The organism is Frateuria sp. sgz306004, assembly GCF_057750885.1.
Genome location: NZ_JBYLFE010000003.1, coordinates 386,486 through 402,994 on the forward strand (window position 1 = coordinate 386,486; position 16,509 = coordinate 402,994).

General features: G+C 63.6%; 17 protein-coding genes. 13 read left to right on the forward strand and 4 right to left on the reverse strand.

Annotated features, from left to right (window positions below; translation table 11 throughout):
- The first annotated feature begins 121 nt into the window (after positions 1-121).
- From mprF to AC3G2C_RS08005, 12 genes are all read left to right on the forward strand, one after another.
- Positions 122-2,665 (forward strand): bifunctional lysylphosphatidylglycerol flippase/synthetase MprF, encoded by a 2,544-nt coding sequence (gene mprF / locus AC3G2C_RS07950; protein ID WP_488384089.1) that lies wholly within the window; start codon positions 122-124, stop codon positions 2,663-2,665.
- Positions 2,662-3,447: an AcvB/VirJ family lysyl-phosphatidylglycerol hydrolase gene (locus AC3G2C_RS07955; RefSeq protein ID WP_488384090.1), complete on the forward strand. Its 786-nt coding sequence runs from the start codon at positions 2,662-2,664 to the stop codon at positions 3,445-3,447. The genes mprF and AC3G2C_RS07955 overlap by 4 nt, the downstream gene beginning before the upstream one ends.
- Positions 3,448-3,484: 37 nt before the next feature.
- Entirely contained in the window at positions 3,485-4,639 is a 1,155-nt protein-coding gene (locus AC3G2C_RS07960; RefSeq protein WP_488384091.1) for an acyltransferase family protein, read from the forward strand.
- Positions 4,640-4,825: 186 nt separating this feature from the next.
- Positions 4,826-5,494 carry an RNA polymerase sigma factor gene (locus AC3G2C_RS07965; RefSeq protein WP_488384092.1) on the forward strand — a complete coding sequence of 223 codons (669 nt, stop codon included), beginning with the start codon at positions 4,826-4,828 and terminating at the stop codon, positions 5,492-5,494.
- The gene (locus tag AC3G2C_RS07970; RefSeq protein WP_199099734.1) at positions 5,487-5,720 is read left to right on the forward strand and encodes a RebB family R body protein; all 234 of its coding nucleotides are present in this window, start codon (positions 5,487-5,489) and stop codon (positions 5,718-5,720) included. The genes AC3G2C_RS07965 and AC3G2C_RS07970 overlap by 8 nt, the downstream gene beginning before the upstream one ends.
- 254 nt (positions 5,721-5,974) lie before the next feature.
- A complete protein-coding gene (locus AC3G2C_RS07975; protein WP_488384093.1) occupies positions 5,975-6,436 on the forward strand; it encodes a hypothetical protein in 462 nt (153 codons plus the stop codon).
- Positions 6,437-6,476: 40 nt separating this feature from the next.
- Complete coding sequence (locus AC3G2C_RS07980) at positions 6,477-8,612, forward strand: hypothetical protein (protein WP_488384094.1); 2,136 nt, start codon at positions 6,477-6,479, stop codon at positions 8,610-8,612.
- Between the two features lie 24 nt (positions 8,613-8,636).
- Entirely contained in the window at positions 8,637-8,864 is a 228-nt protein-coding gene (locus AC3G2C_RS07985; protein WP_488384095.1) for a hypothetical protein, read from the forward strand.
- A 25-nt stretch (positions 8,865-8,889) separates the two neighbouring features.
- The gene (locus AC3G2C_RS07990; protein ID WP_488384096.1) at positions 8,890-9,384 is read left to right on the forward strand and encodes a hypothetical protein; all 495 of its coding nucleotides are present in this window, start codon (positions 8,890-8,892) and stop codon (positions 9,382-9,384) included.
- A 71-nt stretch (positions 9,385-9,455) separates the two neighbouring features.
- Positions 9,456-9,782 carry a RebB family R body protein gene (locus AC3G2C_RS07995; protein ID WP_488384097.1) on the forward strand — a complete coding sequence of 109 codons (327 nt, stop codon included), beginning with the start codon at positions 9,456-9,458 and terminating at the stop codon, positions 9,780-9,782.
- Positions 9,783-9,862: 80 nt separating this feature from the next.
- The gene (locus tag AC3G2C_RS08000; RefSeq protein WP_199099729.1) at positions 9,863-10,177 is read left to right on the forward strand and encodes a RebB family R body protein; all 315 of its coding nucleotides are present in this window, start codon (positions 9,863-9,865) and stop codon (positions 10,175-10,177) included.
- A gap of 272 nt (positions 10,178-10,449) precedes the next feature.
- Complete coding sequence (locus tag AC3G2C_RS08005; protein ID WP_488384098.1) at positions 10,450-11,211, forward strand: Crp/Fnr family transcriptional regulator; 762 nt, start codon at positions 10,450-10,452, stop codon at positions 11,209-11,211.
- Between the two features lie 17 nt (positions 11,212-11,228).
- On the opposite strand, the gene pyrF is transcribed toward AC3G2C_RS08005, so the two are convergent.
- From pyrF to ettA, 3 genes are all read right to left on the reverse strand, one after another.
- Positions 11,229-12,041, reverse strand: a complete 813-nt coding sequence (gene pyrF, locus AC3G2C_RS08010) for an orotidine-5'-phosphate decarboxylase (protein WP_488384099.1) — start codon at positions 12,039-12,041, stop codon at positions 11,229-11,231.
- A gap of 44 nt (positions 12,042-12,085) precedes the next feature.
- The gene (locus AC3G2C_RS08015) at positions 12,086-12,655 is read right to left on the reverse strand and encodes a hypothetical protein (protein WP_488384100.1); all 570 of its coding nucleotides are present in this window, start codon (positions 12,653-12,655) and stop codon (positions 12,086-12,088) included.
- A 61-nt stretch (positions 12,656-12,716) separates the two neighbouring features.
- A complete protein-coding gene (ettA, locus tag AC3G2C_RS08020; RefSeq protein WP_019464029.1) occupies positions 12,717-14,378 on the reverse strand; it encodes an energy-dependent translational throttle protein EttA in 1,662 nt (553 codons plus the stop codon).
- Between the two features lie 209 nt (positions 14,379-14,587).
- On the opposite strand from ettA, the gene AC3G2C_RS08025 reads away from it, so the two are divergent.
- Positions 14,588-15,451, forward strand: a complete 864-nt coding sequence (locus tag AC3G2C_RS08025) for a DUF817 domain-containing protein (RefSeq protein WP_488384101.1) — start codon at positions 14,588-14,590, stop codon at positions 15,449-15,451.
- 8 nt (positions 15,452-15,459) lie between these two features.
- Here AC3G2C_RS08025 and AC3G2C_RS08030 read toward each other — a convergent pair whose 3' ends face one another.
- On the reverse strand, positions 15,460-16,455 hold the full coding sequence (locus AC3G2C_RS08030) for an aldo/keto reductase (RefSeq protein ID WP_488384102.1): 996 nt from the start codon (positions 16,453-16,455) through the stop codon (positions 15,460-15,462).
- Positions 16,456-16,509 lie beyond the last annotated feature (54 nt).

Consider the following 16,509-nt stretch of genomic DNA (forward strand, 5'->3'; position numbering starts at 1 on the left):
TATCCTAGAAGGTCGCAGCAAGGGTCTGCGCGTTGGATGAAGCGGAGGCGGTAATCGCGTGGTGGAGCAGACAGGGGCGGAGGTCCCGCCAACCGGAGAGATGCTGGCTCGGCCAGGCCTGATGGCCCGGCTGCGGCGCCTCGCTGGGCCTGTGCTGTCGGTCGCCATGCTCTGCCTGGCGCTGTGGGCGCTGCACCACTTCGCCAGCGAGGTGAGCTATCGCGAGGTGGCGCGCTACGTTCATGGCCTGGAGAACTACCGTATCGCCTTGGCCGTGCTGCTCACCGCCGGCAGTTACGGGGTGATGATCCTGTATGACTGGTTCGGCCTGGCCTATATCGGCAAACGCTTGCCAGGCGCGCAGGTTAGCCTGATTTCCTTCATCAGTTACGCCTTTAGCAACGCGCTGGGCATGGCGCTGCTCATCTCCGGCTCCATCCGCTATCGCTTCTACATGCAGGCTGGCCTCACCACCGCCGAAGTGGCGAAAGTGGTGGTGTACTGCACGCTCAGCTTTTGGTTGGGGCTGTGTGCGCTCACCGGCGTGACGTTATTGCTGGTGCCGGTGCCGCCGACCTTGCCGTTGGCCGCGTGGCGATTGCCGATCGCCTGCGTGCTTACCTTGATTCCCTTGCTTTGGCTGGTGGGCAATCGCCTGATGCGGCGTCCGCTGCGCGTATGGCGCTGGCGTTTGAGCCTGCCCTCCACGCTCACGGCGGCGCGCCAGATTCTGGTGGGCGCCATCGACTGGGGCTTGGCCGCCTACGTGCTGTACCTGTTGATGCCCAACCAGGTCGATACCGGCTTTGGGCATTTCCTCGCCATCTTCGTGTTGGCGCAGATCGCTGGCTTGATCAGCCACGTGCCTGGCGGCCTGGGCATCTTCGAGGCGGTGATGCTGGCCGGCTTCGGCGCGGAAGGGAACCAGGGTCTGGAGGCACCGATCCTGGGTGCACTCGCGGCCTATCGCCTGATCTACTACTTTCTGCCGCTGTTCGCGGCCACCCTGGTAGTGCTGGTGCGCGAGGCACGCGGCATTCGTCGCAAGGCGCTGCTGGCGCCATGGTTCACCAACCTGCTACCGCCGTTCTTCGCGGGTCTCACCCTGGTGTCCGGTGCGGTGCTGCTGTTCTCCGGCGCCACCTCCGCGCTGCCTTCGCGCATGGCGATCCTGCGCGACGTGCTGCCGCTGGCGGTGCTGGAAGTCTCGCACTTCCTCTCCAGTGTGGTCGGCATGATGCTGCTGATCCTTGCGCGCGGCCTGCAGCGACGCCTGGATGCAGCCTATGTGCTCACCCTGGTGCTGCTGGTGCTTGGTGCGGTGCTGTCGCTGCTCAAGGGCATCGACTACGAAGAAGCCACGCTGCTGGCGCTGCTCGCCCTGGCGCTGGCACCGGCGCATCAGCTGTTTTACCGCCGTGCCTCACTCTTCAGTGCCAGCTTTTCGTGGGGCTGGATCATCGCCATCGTGGCGGTGCTGGTATGCGCCGGCTGGCTGGTCGGCTTCAGTTACAAGCACGTGGAATACAGCAGCAACCTGTGGTGGGAGTTCAGCTTCTATCACGGCGGTGCGCCGCGCGCCTTGCGCGCCCTGGTGGGTGCGGCGTCGGCGGGCTTGTTGTTTGCGCTGGCCAACCTGATCCGCCCGGCGCGTCCCAACCTGCAGATGCCGGGTGAGGGTGACCTGCAGCGAGCCTTGCCGCTGATCAAGCAATACTCCTCCGCCCAGGCGCACCTTGCGCTGATGGGCGACAAGACCTTGTTGTTCGACAACGACGACAAGGCCTTCATCATGTACGACGTGGAAGGGCGCAGCTGGGTGGCCATGGGCGACCCGGTGGGCCAGGACGAAGACGCCCGCCGCGAACTGGTGTGGAGCTTCCGCGACCTGTGCGAGCGCGCCGGTGGCTGGCCACTGTTCTACCAGGTGCGCCCGGAAGACCTGGACCTGTACCTCGAAGTGGGCATGAACCTGATCAAGATCGGCGAAGAAGCTCGCGTGCCGCTCGCCGAGTTCAACCTGGACGGCAAATCCAAGAAGGTCTTGCGCAACACCATCAACAAGCTCACCCGCGAAGGTTTCCGCTTGGAAATCGTGCAGGCCGACGCGGTCGCTGGCCTGCTGCCGCGGCTCAAGACCATTTCCGATGCATGGATGCGCGAGAAGGGCGTGCGCGAGAAGGGGTTCTCGCTGGGCACCTTCGAGCCGCGCTACCTGGAGCGCACATCGATGGCGCTGGTGTGGAAGGGCGATGAACTGGTGGCGTTCGCCAACCTGTTCCTCACCGACAGCAAGGACGAGGCCTCGCTGGACCTGATGCGCCACCTGCCGGACAGCACCTCGGGCATCATGGATTTCCTGTTCGTGGAACTCATGCAGTGGGCCAAGGCCGAGGGTTACCAGTGGTTCAACCTGGGCATGGCACCGTTCTCCGGCTTGCAGAATCGCCGTAGCGCACCGCTGTGGAGCCGCCTGGGTGCGCTCCTGTTCGGTCGCGGCGAGCGCTTCTACAACTTCCGCGGGCTGCACAAGTACAAGGACAAGTTCGATCCGGTGTGGGAGCCGCGCTACCTCGCGGTGCCCAACGGCATTGCCTTGCCGCTGGTGTTCGCCAACGTGGCAAGCCTCATTTCGGGTGGTCTTTCGGGCATGGTGCGCCGTTGAAACGTTTCTTCAAATGGTTCGGTCTGGTGTTGCTGGCGGTCGCGGTGGTCGGGCTGCTGGTGTGGCGTCCGTGGCATCACGCCAGCCTGGACGAGTCGATCGTGATGGTGCCCGCCGTGCCGGGCGCCACCGTGCTGCCGGGCCGCGAGGACGTGGTGGCGGTGTTCTATTCCGGCGATGGCGGCTGGCGCGACCTTGACCAGTCGCTCGGCAAGATCATCGCCTCGCACGGTATCCCGGTGATGGGCGTGAGCCTGTTGCAGTACTACTGGCGCGGAAGTTCCGCCGAGGAATCGGCCGCCGACCTGGATGCCTTGATCGCGCGCACCGTGGCGCAGGGCGACAAGAAGCGCATCTGGCTGATCGGCTTCTCCTTCGGCGCCGACGTGCTGCCCTCCATCGTGGGCAAGCTCAGCCCCGAGGGGCGCGCGCGCATCGCGCAGATCGTGCTGCTCTCGCCCAGCAAGGACGTGAACTTCGAAATCGAGATGGAAGGCTATATCTCTGCGCGCGAAGGCCCGTTCAAGACCTACACGCAGAACTTCTTCCAGTGGCTCAATCCGGTGAAGCATTACGATGCCATGCCGCCGCTGGAGGCGCTGAATAACCAGCCGCCGGTGGTGTGCTATTACGGCATCAAGGACAAGGACGACACCATCTGCGCTGATCCAGCGCTCCCCAAGTGGGTCAAGGTCTATGAAAAGACCGGCGACCATCACTTCGACTACAACTACGAAGGCCTCGCCCAGCAGATGATCCACGATCTGCCGGCGGCCCATTGATCCAACAGCAAGCACATCCGCTCCAGAGAAGGACCTCATGCAGCATCACGTACACGCAGCACCCGCCAACGGTCGTAACGCGGGCATCGATCTGCTGCGCGGCTTGTCCATCCTGCTGGTGGTGCTGCATCACTTGGGGCTGCGCCTGCCCTTGAAGAAGACCGAGCTGGCCGACGTGTTGCCCACGCGCCTGCTTGGTGCGCTGAACTGGAACGGCTACGAGGCCGTGTTCGTGTTCTTCGTGATTTCCGGCTTCCTGATCACCAGCAACACGCTGCGCCGCGATGGCACACTTGCCCGGATCGACCTGCGCGCTTTCTACGCGCGCCGCTTCTCGCGCATCGCGCCCTGCCTGCTGGCGCTGGTGGGCGTGCTCAGCGTATTCCATTTGATGGGCGTGCCCGACTATGTGATTTCGCGCGAGGGGCAATCGCTGCCGCGTGCCATCGTTGCGGCGCTGGGGTTTCATCTCAACTGGTACGAAGGTGCAACGGGTTACCTGCCGGGCAGTTGGGACGTGCTGTGGTCGCTCTCCATCGAAGAAGTGTTCTACCTCGGCTTTCCGCTGGCGTGCCTATTGCTGCGTCGGCCGGCCCCGCTGGCGTTGGCCTTGTTGGTGCTTGCCGCTAGTTTGCCGTGGACACTCGCAGCGATCGTAGACAACGAAATCTGGAAGGAAAAGGCCTACCTGCCGGGTATGGCTGGTATCGCCATGGGTGTGCTGGGCGCCTTAGCCTCAAACTATTGGCGCGCGCCGCGCTGGGCGGTGGAGATGCTGCGCTGGGTTGGTGCGGCGGGACTGTTCACTGTGTTCATCGCCATGCACTGGCTGTGGCCGTTGCTGCAGGATGGCGTGATGCTCATGCTGACCTTCTCGGCCGTGTGCGTGTTGATCGCCTGCGACCAGCGACCATCCACGCGCTCCTGGAAGGGGTTGGGCTGGCTGCATCGCTGGGGCCAACTGAGCTACGAGATCTACCTCACGCACATGTTCGCGGTATTTGCCGTGGTGAGAATCTACAAAGCCTTCGGTAGCGATATCGCACAAGGCTATCTGTGGTATTTGCCAGCGCTGCCATTGTGTTGGTTGCTCGGAGCAGCGGTCGAGCGCTGGATTTCCTCGCCAGCGGAACGTCGGCTTCGGAGGCGCTGGCTCGCCCCGGACGCACGAGCCTCTGTCGCGATGGCGTGAAGAAACGCTCAGTGCATGTCGTGTGCGGCCGTATGTATTTGCGAACTCTGACCCATCGCGTAGTTGCGCGATTGCACATTCCTCGCTGACGCCACAGAAAAATCCGTAGCCCTGTCACGCAGGGAACAGCGGGCTTTGCTCTGCGCATGGAGACTCGCGCCTTCCCAGTGAAAGGAGCGCGCGGCGATGGATTGCAGGGTTGGCAACGGCATCGACGACAAGTTCGAGCAGGCTTGGCGCGCGCATCTGCCTATGCTGCACCGGCGAGCTCGGAGGCTCGCGGGCGGTCATCCTGATCGGGCCGAGGAACTGCTGGCGGCCACTGCCCTCAAGGCGCTGCAATTCACGCGGCATCGACCTCATTTCATGGAACACCCCAAGGGATTTCTCTTTGTGGTGCTACGCCATGTCTTCGTCGATGGTTTGCGTCGGAGCACGCGTGAAGAACAGGTGTTCGACGACACGGTCGATGTCCATGCGTTGACCGTTGCCCCTGAGCAAAGCTGTGCGCCATCGGCTATGCAGCGGCTTGAGGTGGCGCAGCAGATAGCCTGTGTGGAAGCGGCGCTGCGCATGATGACCCCTGCACAGCGGCGGCTCTTTGCATTCCGCTTTATCGAGGATCTTCCCTATCCACAGATCGCCGAGCGCCTGGGCATCAATCAGCCCTTGTTGCGCAAGCGCGTGCAGCTAATTCGCGATCGCTTGCGCGCAGAGATCGGCAAGGACAGCACGCCTCGTGCGACGTCGTGCGCATCGGCTTTCACAGAACGCCACGCGCGTCGTTATGAAAGGAACAGTGCTTCGCGCTGCGACCTGCAAACGTCGTCAACCAAAGGAACCGACCATGGCTGACCCTCAAGTCAATGCCCAGATCACCGATGCCATCACGCAGACCAATGTGAAAGTGGTGGCCGAGGCGCCGGCGCAGGCTATCGCCGCGCTGTATCAGGTTGCCAGTCATTCGGCCGGCCTTTCATTGCAGAACGCGGTACACAGTCAGCAGGCGCTCAATCAAATCTCCAATGCCGTGGTGTCGCGAGCGGTCGCCATGATCATGTCGATTGCCGATAAGCCGTAGGCGTGATGGCGGGCTGCGGATCGGCTTGGGCATAGGAGAGGGGGATCGACATGGCCTTCTGGTCTAAATGGATGACAGGCAACCGGACGCCGCGCGCGGCGTCGGAAGACGAGGACGGAGGAAACGCCAGCGGGGCGGCACCCGCCGCGGCGCCGAGTCCAGCACCCGCGCCAGCACCGACACCGGCACCTGCGCCAGGCCCTGCGCCGGCGCCTGTGCCGCCCGTGCCGCCGCCGTCGAACGTGCGTCAATTGATGACGGAGCGGATGCTCGAACAGAACCCGACGCCGCCGGCAACGGACGCGCTCAAGCCGGCGATCGTTCAAGCGGTGCAGTTGAGCAATGCCGAAACGGCGAGCTATGCACCGTCCCAGATCGCCATTGGGCCCGACATGATGATCAGTCAGGCCTCCGGTCTCGTGGCGCAAGCGGCTGCGAACTATTTCGATGGTGTTAGCAAGCTCGTGTTGGCAAGTCAGAGCGTGTTGCTCAAGCAGATGACCCAGGCGTTGGCCGAGCAGAATCTGAAACAGGCCGGTGAAGACGCTTTGGGCATCGTGGCTACGGATTTGCTGATGGGCGCGGCGGCGGCCGTCGCCGCCGCCGCCGGAGCCATGGAGGCGGAGTCGGCGAGCTTTGCCATCGACCGTATCGACCAGAGCATCGCCAAGTACAGCAGCGTGCTCAACGCAAGCAAGACACCGTCGGGCAGTTGATATCACCGCGCCCGGTACCCCGATATAGCGAGGACATGACATGGCCTTTTTCAAGCTCTCCGCACCTGTCCGCCTGTACCAGTATCCGTTCGATTATCACAGCCATCTGGGCGGCATCTTGCCGGTGCGAAGCAATGATGGGCTGTCCCTCGTCGGGTGGCTGCATCGCAAAAAGCCCAATGACGTGGATGACGGTGAATTTCGTCTGTTCGATCAGGCGCTTCAGTTCATGCAGCAATCCAACCCGTTTGCGCTACTGGCGGCCAAGAAGGAGGTCGCCGCTTACGAGCGCGCCGAGTGCGCAGCGGAGAACGTCTATATCGCGGCTGTGTTGATCGCCCAGCATTTTCGTCCCGGCGAGGGCATCGACGAGCTTGCGGTAACCGACGTACGCCTATACGCGATCTGTCAGCAGTTGATCAAGGACGCCAGGGTAAAGGCGGGCGAGGCGTGGCAATGGACGCTTGAGCTCATGCGCTATTTCAACGAGAAAATCTATTCCAGCAACAAGTACACGCCCTTCGACGATGCTTACAAAACGCGTTCGAGCATGGTCGATCGCATACATGCGGTACCCAACGACGGCGAGGAAGACTATGTCGCCTGGATAGACGCAACGCTGGAGTACCTCTACCAGCAGGGAATTCGGCACATACAGATCCCTGCGGGACGGGATGACATTCCCACGTTGGATGCGCGCATGGCCGTGTTCAATACGCGCCCTGTCGTGCAGTATCGCGCGCTCATTCATACCCCGGCCGCCTACGTGAGCGCGGAAGCGTTCAATGATGATCTTGCAAAGATCAAGGCGCTGCTTTCCAAGGACAACCTTACCTGGACGATCGGCCTCGACGTATTGGGTGTTGAGAATCGCGTTGCCGACTACGCCACGCTTCTCAAGTTTCTGCAGGACAACCGACAGAGCTTTGCGGATATCCTGGAGAAGAAAGAGTCCAACCGCATCATCGTGCATATCCACAACGGTGAGGGGGCGAGTGCGTCGGGCGATCATCGATCGCTCATCGGCTACTACATGGCCTATGGCGAACGGTCACCCGAATCGGGCTTCTACAGCGCACTTGCCTCGTACATCGCGCAATGCGCGCGCACTGCCGCCGAGCGAAAGAAAACCAATGGCGCCAAAGCGGGCGACTCCCTGGGGCATCTGTTCGATGAGCTCTTTACGAGCAACTCGCTGACCTATCGCGGGTGCCAGCTACGGCGCTTTGATATCAACAGCGAGCACAGTCGCGCGCTGGCCGCGTACAACGGAAAGCGTAGCGTCATGGCGCTGGCGGAAACGCTGGACTCGCCCGCCGGCCATGGCGGCACAAAGACCTATTACACGGCGCTCACCGACGAGGAATCGCCTTATGCGTTCCGTCTCGGTCACGCGTATTACTACCGGAATTACACCGCGGGCAAGTTTCCGTCGCTGGCGTTTGATACCAACCTCGGCAGCAACGCCATCACCGGAGCGGGTGGACTGTTCGCCACAGGCGAGTCTTATCGCATCAACAAGGGCTTTCGGCACCTGGACGGGTATATCGATACGGATGTGCTGGCAGCGGCATCCACCGCGGTGGCGTATATGTCCAGCGACTCACTGACCGAACAGCAGATTGGCCTCTTTGTCACCACCAGCCAGAAGCCGGGTGACATGCAGATCGTGCTCGCGGCCCCCGATACCCAGCAGGAGATCCGCAAGCAGTTAAAGGCGGTGCTCGGCGATTCGCTCAAGGTCCGGATTCACCTGGACCTCTACTACACCTTTTTCGCCAATCTGGTGACCAACATCGTGGGTGACTCGACCCAGCAGGCGACGCGATACCAGGCGCTGACGCGGGTGTTCACCCTTTTCTGCAACTGGCGGTCGTACCTGCTGGGCGCGGATGGGCAGGGTGTGGAGCACAGCGACATCCAGGACGAGTTCCTGCGCATGGTGATTCTTCTGACCTACAACCTGTTGCCTACTGGCAAAGAACATCTCCTCGAAGACACGATGGATCAGTTGCAGAAGCTGCTTTTGCTGATTGCTTCGGTGTACTGGCAGTCGACGGTGGCGACCACGGCCGGCCTCACGACGCCCATGAAGCGCAGCATCGAGTCGCTGGAGGGCTTCAAGTCGCCAGCATCGGTCGTGACCATTCGACGCGGAAAAGCACAGGGTGCCTGATGTTCGGGGCCGGGAGAACAGCGCATGTCCACGCACACGAGTGATGAACTGGTCGAGCAGATGTATTACACCTCTGCCCCCGTTACGGCGGCGGAGCCAGCGCAATCTCCGGGCGCGACGCCAAGCGCGCACGCCGGTGGTCGCCCCAAGCACGGTGCGCGTGCTGGCGAGCCGGGCTCGACGGGTAAGCGTCATCGGGATCTTCGCCTGCTGCTCGCCGTAGCGCGCTTGCTTGCCGAACGGAATCGCTGAGGGCGCGCCCTCCCGGAGAATGCTCATGACCGGTATTGATCAGGACAAGCTGGACGGCCTGCGCGAGCTCATCAAGTTGTTGCTCGCGTTGATGCGGGCCGAGCGGCCCAGGGTGGTCTATTCGTATCCGCCCTTCATGCCGCAGCCGCAACCGACGCCGCCCATGCCGCCGGGGCCGCTTCAGCCTGGTTCGGGGGAGGGTGGCATGAACCTGGTGCGTGCTGCTGAGATCGTGGAGCGTGGTGGCGCGCGCGCTCAGGAAGCGATTCGGCACGGTACGGAGGCCGCTCGCACAGCGCTACTGCAGTTGGCCGAGCAACGTGACATCGAGCAGCAAGCGGTGGAGCAGGTCATTGAAGCGGTGACCGCGCTCAAGGCGTTGCAGCATAGGCATCGTCATCAAGGAGAGCCCGCATCGAGCAGTGATGCCGAGCCTCAAGGCAGCGCCTCGCCATCGACGCATGCACGTCAAGCTGCATCGCCGTCGGGGCAGGCCGCCGGTAAACGACACAAGGGTTGATTCACGCGCGCTTGCCGTGAACGTTTCATTTTCATGTACGGGAACGCCGTACCCACCAGAGGAGCAACGAGATGCCTATCCCCCTTTCGGTCAACTCACAGATCACCGATGCCGTGACGCAATCCAACGTCAAGGTCATCGCTGAAGGCCCTGCCATCGCCATGGGCTCGATCTTCCAGACCATGGCCCACTCCACCGGCGTGCTGTACGAGAACGCAGTGTCGTCGGCACAGCAACAGAACACCATGTCGCAAGCCGCGACCAACCAGGGCGTGATGCAGATCTACAGCCTCGACACCACGGCCACCGCAGCGGCGACCGAAAAGGTGGCGCAGGGCGGCGTGGCCGACAACCTCACCAGCTTGTTGAGCGTGATGAACGCCTTCAGCAACCAGTGATGTCTCGACGCACGTTGAGTGCGCGCGCCGTCACTTGAAACTTTCCGCGGCATTGCCGCTTCATTGGATGGAGTTGAATCATGACTGTGAACAGCCAGATTACCGACGCCGTTACCCAGGCCAACGTGAAGGTCGTCGCGGAAGCGCCGGCCATGGCCATGGGCTCGATCTACCAGACCATGGCCCATTCGACGGGTATTCTGTTCGAGAATGCCGTGGCGGCTCAGCAGCAGCAGAATTCGCTGTCGCAGGCCGCAGCCAACCAGGGCGTCATGCAGATCTACAGCCTGGATACCACCGCCACGGGTGCTGCCAGCGAAAAGGTGGCGCAGGGCGGCGTGGCCGACAACCTGACCAGTCTGTTGAGCGTGCTCAACGCATTCCGCAGCAGCTGAGCCGATCGCCGGGCGGAGCCGGACGGGCGAGCCCTGTCCGGACCGCCAACAGGGCGAGGCCTGCTCGATTTCTTTGCGGGGAGGGCGCGGGCGAACGCATGAGCGATCACGTTCCCGTTATCCGCGGATAGGCAGGTTAGGAGAACAAGACTCCTGGTTTGGCGGACGGGAAAAGGAGTCCCGTCGGCGGGCCGGGCACAAGCGTTCGACATTCGGGGCGGCGCGGCCTGCATCAGGGCGATGAAGCGCGCTTGCCTTCAGGGGGCCCACACATGGAACTGGCAACGCGGCGTGCGTCGCGCACGGCTGTGCGCGGCGGCCGTTCGACAGTCGTGGATGCGGAAAGCCGACGCGCGTGGCTCGCGCAATCGGAGCTGTTCGCGGGAATGCCTTCGGCGGTGCTGGACGACCTGGCCGAGCGTTCCAATGTGCGTCATCTCGATAGCGGCGAACTGATATTCCGCAAGAACGATGCCGCCGACTTCGCCGCGTTGGTGGTCGAGGGCGTGGTGTACGCGATCCTTTATGGCCCCGACGGGCGCGAACTGATTGTGGACATGGCGGGGGCGGGGCAGGGCATTGGCGAGGCAGCCCTGCTGGGTGCGAGTTGCCATCATTTCACTGCGGTGGCCGCGGGCATGGCGACCGTGCTGCTGCTGCGGCGAGTGCACCTGGCGGGTTTGTTGACCGAGCCGCAATTTCTCAATCGTGTATTGATTCTGCTGGCCGGCCGCGTGAGTCGCACGGCGAAGGCGCTGGAGACCATGTGTCTGTACAGCCTGGAATCGCGTCTGGCGCGTTATCTGCTGGACGCGGTGGAGCGCGGCGATCGCGAACGCGGCGAGGCGCAGATACAGCTACCGCCGACGCAGGGCATTCTGGCTTCCATGCTCAACGCGAGCCGGCCCAAGTTGAACGCGCTGCTGCAAGAGTGGCAGCGCACCGGGCTGATCAATCGTGAGCGCAACGTGCTTTACGTACGCGATTTCGAACGGCTCCGGCGCAAGGCATGTGCGCCTGTGCGCCGGCTCTAGCGTGCTCGCAGGCGCGTTCAGCGGAAGCGATTGATGGCGTCGCGCAGGTCGATGGCGGCGCTTCGCGCGGCCTGCGCGAAATCTTCGCCGTTGCCGGCGTAGAGGATGGCGCGCGAAGAGGAGATCATCAGGCCAGTGCCATGGACGCTGCGGCCGTATTTGAGTACGGCATCCACGTCGCCGCCCTGGGCGCCGATGCCGGGCACCAACAGCGGCATGTCGCCGACGATGGCGCGCACCTTACCCAGTTCTTCCGGCCACGTGGCGCCGGTAACCAGCGCACAGTTGCCGTTGGCGTTCCAGTCGCGCGCGATGGTTTCGGCCACGCGGAGATACAGCGGCACGCCGCCGCAATCGAGTGCCTGGAAGTCTGCGCCGCCCGGGTTGGAGGTACGGCACAGCAGGATCACGCCCTTGTCGGCGCGCTCAAGGAAAGGCTGCGCGGAGTCGCGACCCATGTACGGATTGAGCGTTACCGCGTCGGCCTGGTAACGGTCGAAGGCTTCGGTGACGTAGTGCTGCGCGGTGCTGCCGATGTCGCCGCGCTTGGCGTCGAGAATGACCGGCACGCCGGGATGCTTGGCGTGGATGTGCGCGATCAGGCGCTCCAGTGCTTCATCCGCGCGCAGCGCGGCGAAGTGGGCGATCTGCGGCTTGTACGTGCACACCACGTCGGCGGTGGCATCGACGATGTCGCGGCAGAACTCGAAGACGGCATCCGCGCGGCCTTTCAGGTGCGCCGGGAACTTGGCCGGCTCCGGGTCGAGGCCGACACAGACGAGGGAGTTGTTGCGGGCCCAGGCGGCCTGTAGCTGCTGCATGAAAGACATCGTGGACTCCAACAAGTAAGTGAGGTGCTGCGGGCTGTGGCGCGTCAGCTGGCGAGGCGGGGCGTTTCCGCTTTCGCTTTGACCGAGCGCAGCAGGCGTTGCCGTATCCATCCGCTGGCGGGACGAATCAGCAACCAATAAGGGGTAAACAGGGCGCGGCTGATGCCATCGGGGCAATACACCTGCGTCGTGGTTTCCAGGCGAGTCGAGCCGTCCGCCTCGGGGCGGCACGTAAAGACAAGCAGCAGCTTGGCGATGCCTGCCCGGTCGAATGCGCAGAAGTGGTCGGCGTCGCGGAGCGGCTCCAGCCCGAAGTCGGGGCGCCAGAAGCGGCCAACGAGGCCATAAGCGACGTGCTCGTCGCCCTGGCGGCCCAATCGCGTGAAATCGTGCAGGCCGAACATGGGGCGCTGAGTTAGATCGCTGCTTGCGCCAAGACGGGCGGCCAGGCGGCCGGGGGCCTCGCGCAGGCGCATCAACGTGCGGAAAACGGGATCATCCGAGCCAGTCAGGCTTTCCACCGCATTGAGCACATGGTGCGGCGACGCCTGCATCGACAGTCCGTGGCATTCCGCGAACTGGTGCCGGGGCAGGTAGCGTTGGCTTGGGTCCATGGCACGTGACTCCACTCGCCGGGAAAACCCGCTGCCCTGGGGCAGCGGGTCACCATGGGTATTACGCCAGCTTCTTGTACTTCACGCGGTGCGGCTTGGCGGCTTCGTCGCCGAGACGACGCTTCTTGTCCGCTTCGTACTCGTTGTAGTTGCCGGGGAAGAACTCCACGTGCGAGTCGCCTTCGAACGCGATGATGTGCGTGGCGATGCGATCGAGGAACCAGCGGTCATGCGAGATGACCACGGCGCAGCCCGGGAACTCCAGCAGCGCGTCTTCCAGGGCGCGCAGGGTTTCCACGTCCAGGTCGTTCGACGGTTCGTCGAGCAGCAGCACGTTGCCGCCCTGCAACAGGGTCTTGGCCATGTGCAGGCGTCCGCGCTCACCACCGGAGAGTTGGCCGACGATCTTCTGCTGGTCGGTGCCCTTGAAGTTGAAGCGGCCGATGTAGGCGCGCGACTGGATCTCGAAGTTGCCGATGGTGAGGATGTCCGAACCGCCGGACACTTCCTGCCACACGTTGTTCTTCGGATCGAGCGCATCACGCGACTGGTCGACGTAGGCGAGCTTGACCGTGTGGCCCAGCTTCACCTCGCCGGAGTCCGGCTGTTCCTTGCCCATGATCATTTTCATGAACGTGGATTTACCGGCGCCGTTCGGGCCGATCACGCCGACGATGGCGCCCGGCGGGATCTTGAACGACAGGTCTTCGATCAGCACGCGGTCGCCGAACGCCTTGTTGACGTTCTTGAACTCGATCACTTCCTGGCCCAGGCGCTCGCCCGGCGGAATGAAGATTTCATTGGTTTCGTTGCGGCGCTGGTACTCGACCGAGTTCAGCTCCTCGAAGCGGTTGAGACGCGCCTTGCCCTTGGACTGACGGCCCTTGGCCGCGGAGCGCACCCACTCCAGTTCCTTCTCGATCGCCTTCTGACGCGACTTTTCCTGCGAGGCTTCCTGCTTGAGGCGGGCGTCCTTCTGCTCCAGCCACTCGGTGTAGTTGCCCTTCCACGGAATGCCGCGGCCGCGATCGAGCTCGAGGATCCACTCGGCGGCGTTGTCGAGGAAGTAGCGATCATGGGTGACCGCCACCACGGTGCCCGGGTAGTTCTGCAGGAACTGCTCCAGCCAATCCACCGACTCGGCGTCCAAGTGGTTGGTGGGCTCGTCCAGCAGCAGCATGTCCGGCTTGGACAGCAGCAGGCGGCACAGCGCCACGCGGCGCTTTTCACCACCGGACAGCGGGCCGATCTTGGCGTCCCACGGCGGCAGGCGCAGTGCGTCGGCGGCCACTTCCAGCTGGCGCTCCAGCGCGTGGGCGTCGTTCACGGCCAGCACGTTTTCCAGTTCCTGCTGCTCGGCGGCCAGCTTGTCGAAATCGGCGCCTTCCTCGGCGTAGGCGGCGTAGACCTCTTCCAGGCGCTTCTGGGCGTCCAGAATGACCGACACGCCTTCTTCGACCGATTCGCGGACGGTCTTCTCCGGATCCAGCTGCGGTTCCTGTGCCAGGTAACCGACCTTGATGCCCGGCTGCGGACGGGCTTCACCCTGGAAGTCCTTGTCGACGCCGGCCATGATGCGCAGCACCGTGGACTTGCCCGCGCCGTTCACGCCCAGCAGGCCGATCTTGGCGCCGGGGAAGAAGCTCAGGGAGATGTCCTTGATGATATGGCGCTTCGGGGGAACGATCTTGCTGACCCCGTTCATGGTGTAGATGTACTGCATGGAGCCTCCGGCGGCGGGCACCGCGCCGGCCCCGGAAGGGCTGGGAGGTGCTTCAGAGTGGGTGTAAACCACTCATTATAGCGGGTTTAGGGTCACTCCCGGTGACGCCGGCCACGAGTCGGCGAGCGCGCGGTCATGGAAGCGCCCGATGTGGGCTGCGCGATGCCATGGCGTGCGTCCAGGCTGGTCTTTTCTTCGCCTGAGACGCCATGACGTTCCCGTCCGCCGCAAGCACGCGCCAACCGCGCAACCCCCTCATCTGGCTGGACCGCCGTGCGGCGGACTGGGCGTTTTCCCGTGGCCGCCTGGCCGTGGTGGCGCACGAGCTGGTGTGTTTTGGCATCAAGCAGGCCAGCGCCTGCCTGTTCGGTGGCTGCCTGCTGGCCTTGCTGCTATTGACCGGGGCGATCTACCCGGCCGATGCGTGGCTGACTCGGTACGACTTTCTCACGTTGGCGGCACTGGCGATCCAGGTGCTGTTGCTGGCGTTGGGGCTGGAGACGCGGGAGGAGGCGAGGGTGATCCTGTGCTTCCACGTGGTCGGCACCGCCATGGAGGTGTTCAAGACCGCAATGGGCTCCTGGGAGTATCCAGAACCATCGGTATTGCGCATCGGTGGCGTGCCGCTGTTCACAGGATTCATGTATGCCGCCGTGGGTAGTTATATCGCCCGTGCCTGGCGGCTGTTCGATTTTCGCTTTGTGCGTCATCCGCCGCTGGTCGCCACGCTATGGCTGGCCGGGGCGATCTACCTCAACTTTTTCACCCATCACTATCTGCCCGACCTGCGCTGGTTGTTGTTCGTCGCGCTGGCGGTGCTGTTCGGGCGAACCTGGGTGTTGTTTCGCATACGGGAGCACCATCGACGCATGCCCTTGTTGCTGGGCTTCGTGCTGGTGGCGTTGTTCATCTGGCTGGCTGAGAACGTGGGAACGTTCACAGCAGCCTGGCGCTACCCCAATCAGCGCCACGGTTGGACCGTGGTGCCGTTGAGCAAGATGGGCGCTTGGCTGCTACTGATGGTGATCAGTTACGTGCTGGTGTCGGTGGTGGCGCGACGCCGACGCCTGTAATTAGCCGATCACCGCTCACTGTCGAGCGATGCCATACCTTGGTTGTTGTAGCGTTCGCCCGCCGCTACGCCGGGCGGAAAGGTGTGCTCCAGCGCGGCCAGCTCATCCGGCGACAACACCACATCGAGCGCGCCCAGCGCTTCGCGCAGGCGTTCGCGCGTGCGTGCGCCCACCAGCGGCACGATGTCCTCGCCGCGTGCCAGTACCCAGGCGATGGCGAGCTGCGCCACGCTGCAACCCTTGCGTTGCGCAAGCTGCTCCAAGGTCTCCACCAAGGACAGGTTGTGCGCCAGGTTGTCGCCCTGGAAGCGTGGGCTGTGCGTGCGGAAGTCGCGCGCTTCGGTGTGACGATCCGGCGCCCAGTGGCCGCTGATCAGGCCGCGCGACAGCACGCCATAAGCCGTAATGCCCATGCCGAGTTCGCGACACGTCGGCAGGATGCGCTCTTCGATGCCGCGCGTGATCAGCGCGTATTCGATCTGCAGGTCCGCCACCGGGTGCACGGCGTGTGCGCGGCGGATGGTGTCCGGCCCTACTTCCGACAAGCCCAGATGGCGCACGTAGCCCGCCTTGATCAGGTCGGCGATGGCACCGACGGTGTCTTCGATCGGCACGTTCGGGTCCAGTCGGGCCGGGCGGTAGATGTCGATGTAGTCGGTGCGCAGGCGTTGCAGGGTGTAGGCCAGCGCAGTCTTCACCGCGGCGGGGCGGGCGTCGTAGCCGAGCCAATCGCCGCCAGGGCCACGTTGGGCGCCGAACTTTACGCTGAGCTGGTAGCTGTCGCGCGCCCGGCCCGCCAGCGCTTCGCCGATCAGCATTTCGTTGTGGCCCATGCCGTAGAAATCGCCGGTGTCGAGCAGCGTGATGCCGGCATCGAGCGCGGCATGGAGGGTGGCGATGCTTTCGCCACGGTCGGCGGCGCCATACATGCCGGACATGCCCATGCAGCCGAGGCCGAGGGCGGAAACGCGAGGGCCGTGCTTACCGAGGGTGCGTTGTTGCATGAGGGGCACTCCGTGGGGAGTCCCCTATGGTGCGCCAATGCGATGCGTGGTCAA

What these genes read in the sequence shown, in the direction of transcription:
- AC3G2C_RS07985 (WP_488384095.1), top strand. Translation starts at nt 8,637, where the DNA reads ATGTCCACGCACACGAGTGATGAACTGGTCGAGCAGATGTATTACACC.
- AC3G2C_RS07980 (WP_488384094.1), top strand. Translation starts at nt 6,477, where the DNA reads ATGGCCTTTTTCAAGCTCTCCGCACCTGTCCGCCTGTACCAGTATCCG.
- AC3G2C_RS08030 (WP_488384102.1), bottom strand. Translation starts at nt 16,455, where the DNA reads ATGCAACAACGCACCCTCGGTAAGCACGGCCCTCGCGTTTCCGCCCTC.
- AC3G2C_RS07995 (WP_488384097.1), top strand. Translation starts at nt 9,456, where the DNA reads ATGCCTATCCCCCTTTCGGTCAACTCACAGATCACCGATGCCGTGACG.
- AC3G2C_RS08025 (WP_488384101.1), top strand. Translation starts at nt 14,588, where the DNA reads ATGACGTTCCCGTCCGCCGCAAGCACGCGCCAACCGCGCAACCCCCTC.
- AC3G2C_RS07970 (WP_199099734.1), top strand. Translation starts at nt 5,487, where the DNA reads ATGGCTGACCCTCAAGTCAATGCCCAGATCACCGATGCCATCACGCAG.
- AC3G2C_RS07975 (WP_488384093.1), top strand. Translation starts at nt 5,975, where the DNA reads ATGACGGAGCGGATGCTCGAACAGAACCCGACGCCGCCGGCAACGGAC.
- AC3G2C_RS07965 (WP_488384092.1), top strand. Translation starts at nt 4,826, where the DNA reads ATGGATTGCAGGGTTGGCAACGGCATCGACGACAAGTTCGAGCAGGCT.
- AC3G2C_RS08015 (WP_488384100.1), bottom strand. Translation starts at nt 12,655, where the DNA reads ATGGACCCAAGCCAACGCTACCTGCCCCGGCACCAGTTCGCGGAATGC.
- AC3G2C_RS07960 (WP_488384091.1), top strand. Translation starts at nt 3,485, where the DNA reads ATGCAGCATCACGTACACGCAGCACCCGCCAACGGTCGTAACGCGGGC.
- AC3G2C_RS07990 (WP_488384096.1), top strand. Translation starts at nt 8,890, where the DNA reads ATGACCGGTATTGATCAGGACAAGCTGGACGGCCTGCGCGAGCTCATC.
- pyrF (WP_488384099.1), bottom strand. Translation starts at nt 12,041, where the DNA reads ATGTCTTTCATGCAGCAGCTACAGGCCGCCTGGGCCCGCAACAACTCC.
- ettA (WP_019464029.1), bottom strand. Translation starts at nt 14,378, where the DNA reads ATGCAGTACATCTACACCATGAACGGGGTCAGCAAGATCGTTCCCCCG.
- AC3G2C_RS08005 (WP_488384098.1), top strand. Translation starts at nt 10,450, where the DNA reads ATGGAACTGGCAACGCGGCGTGCGTCGCGCACGGCTGTGCGCGGCGGC.
- AC3G2C_RS08000 (WP_199099729.1), top strand. Translation starts at nt 9,863, where the DNA reads ATGACTGTGAACAGCCAGATTACCGACGCCGTTACCCAGGCCAACGTG.
- mprF (WP_488384089.1), top strand. Translation starts at nt 122, where the DNA reads ATGGCCCGGCTGCGGCGCCTCGCTGGGCCTGTGCTGTCGGTCGCCATG.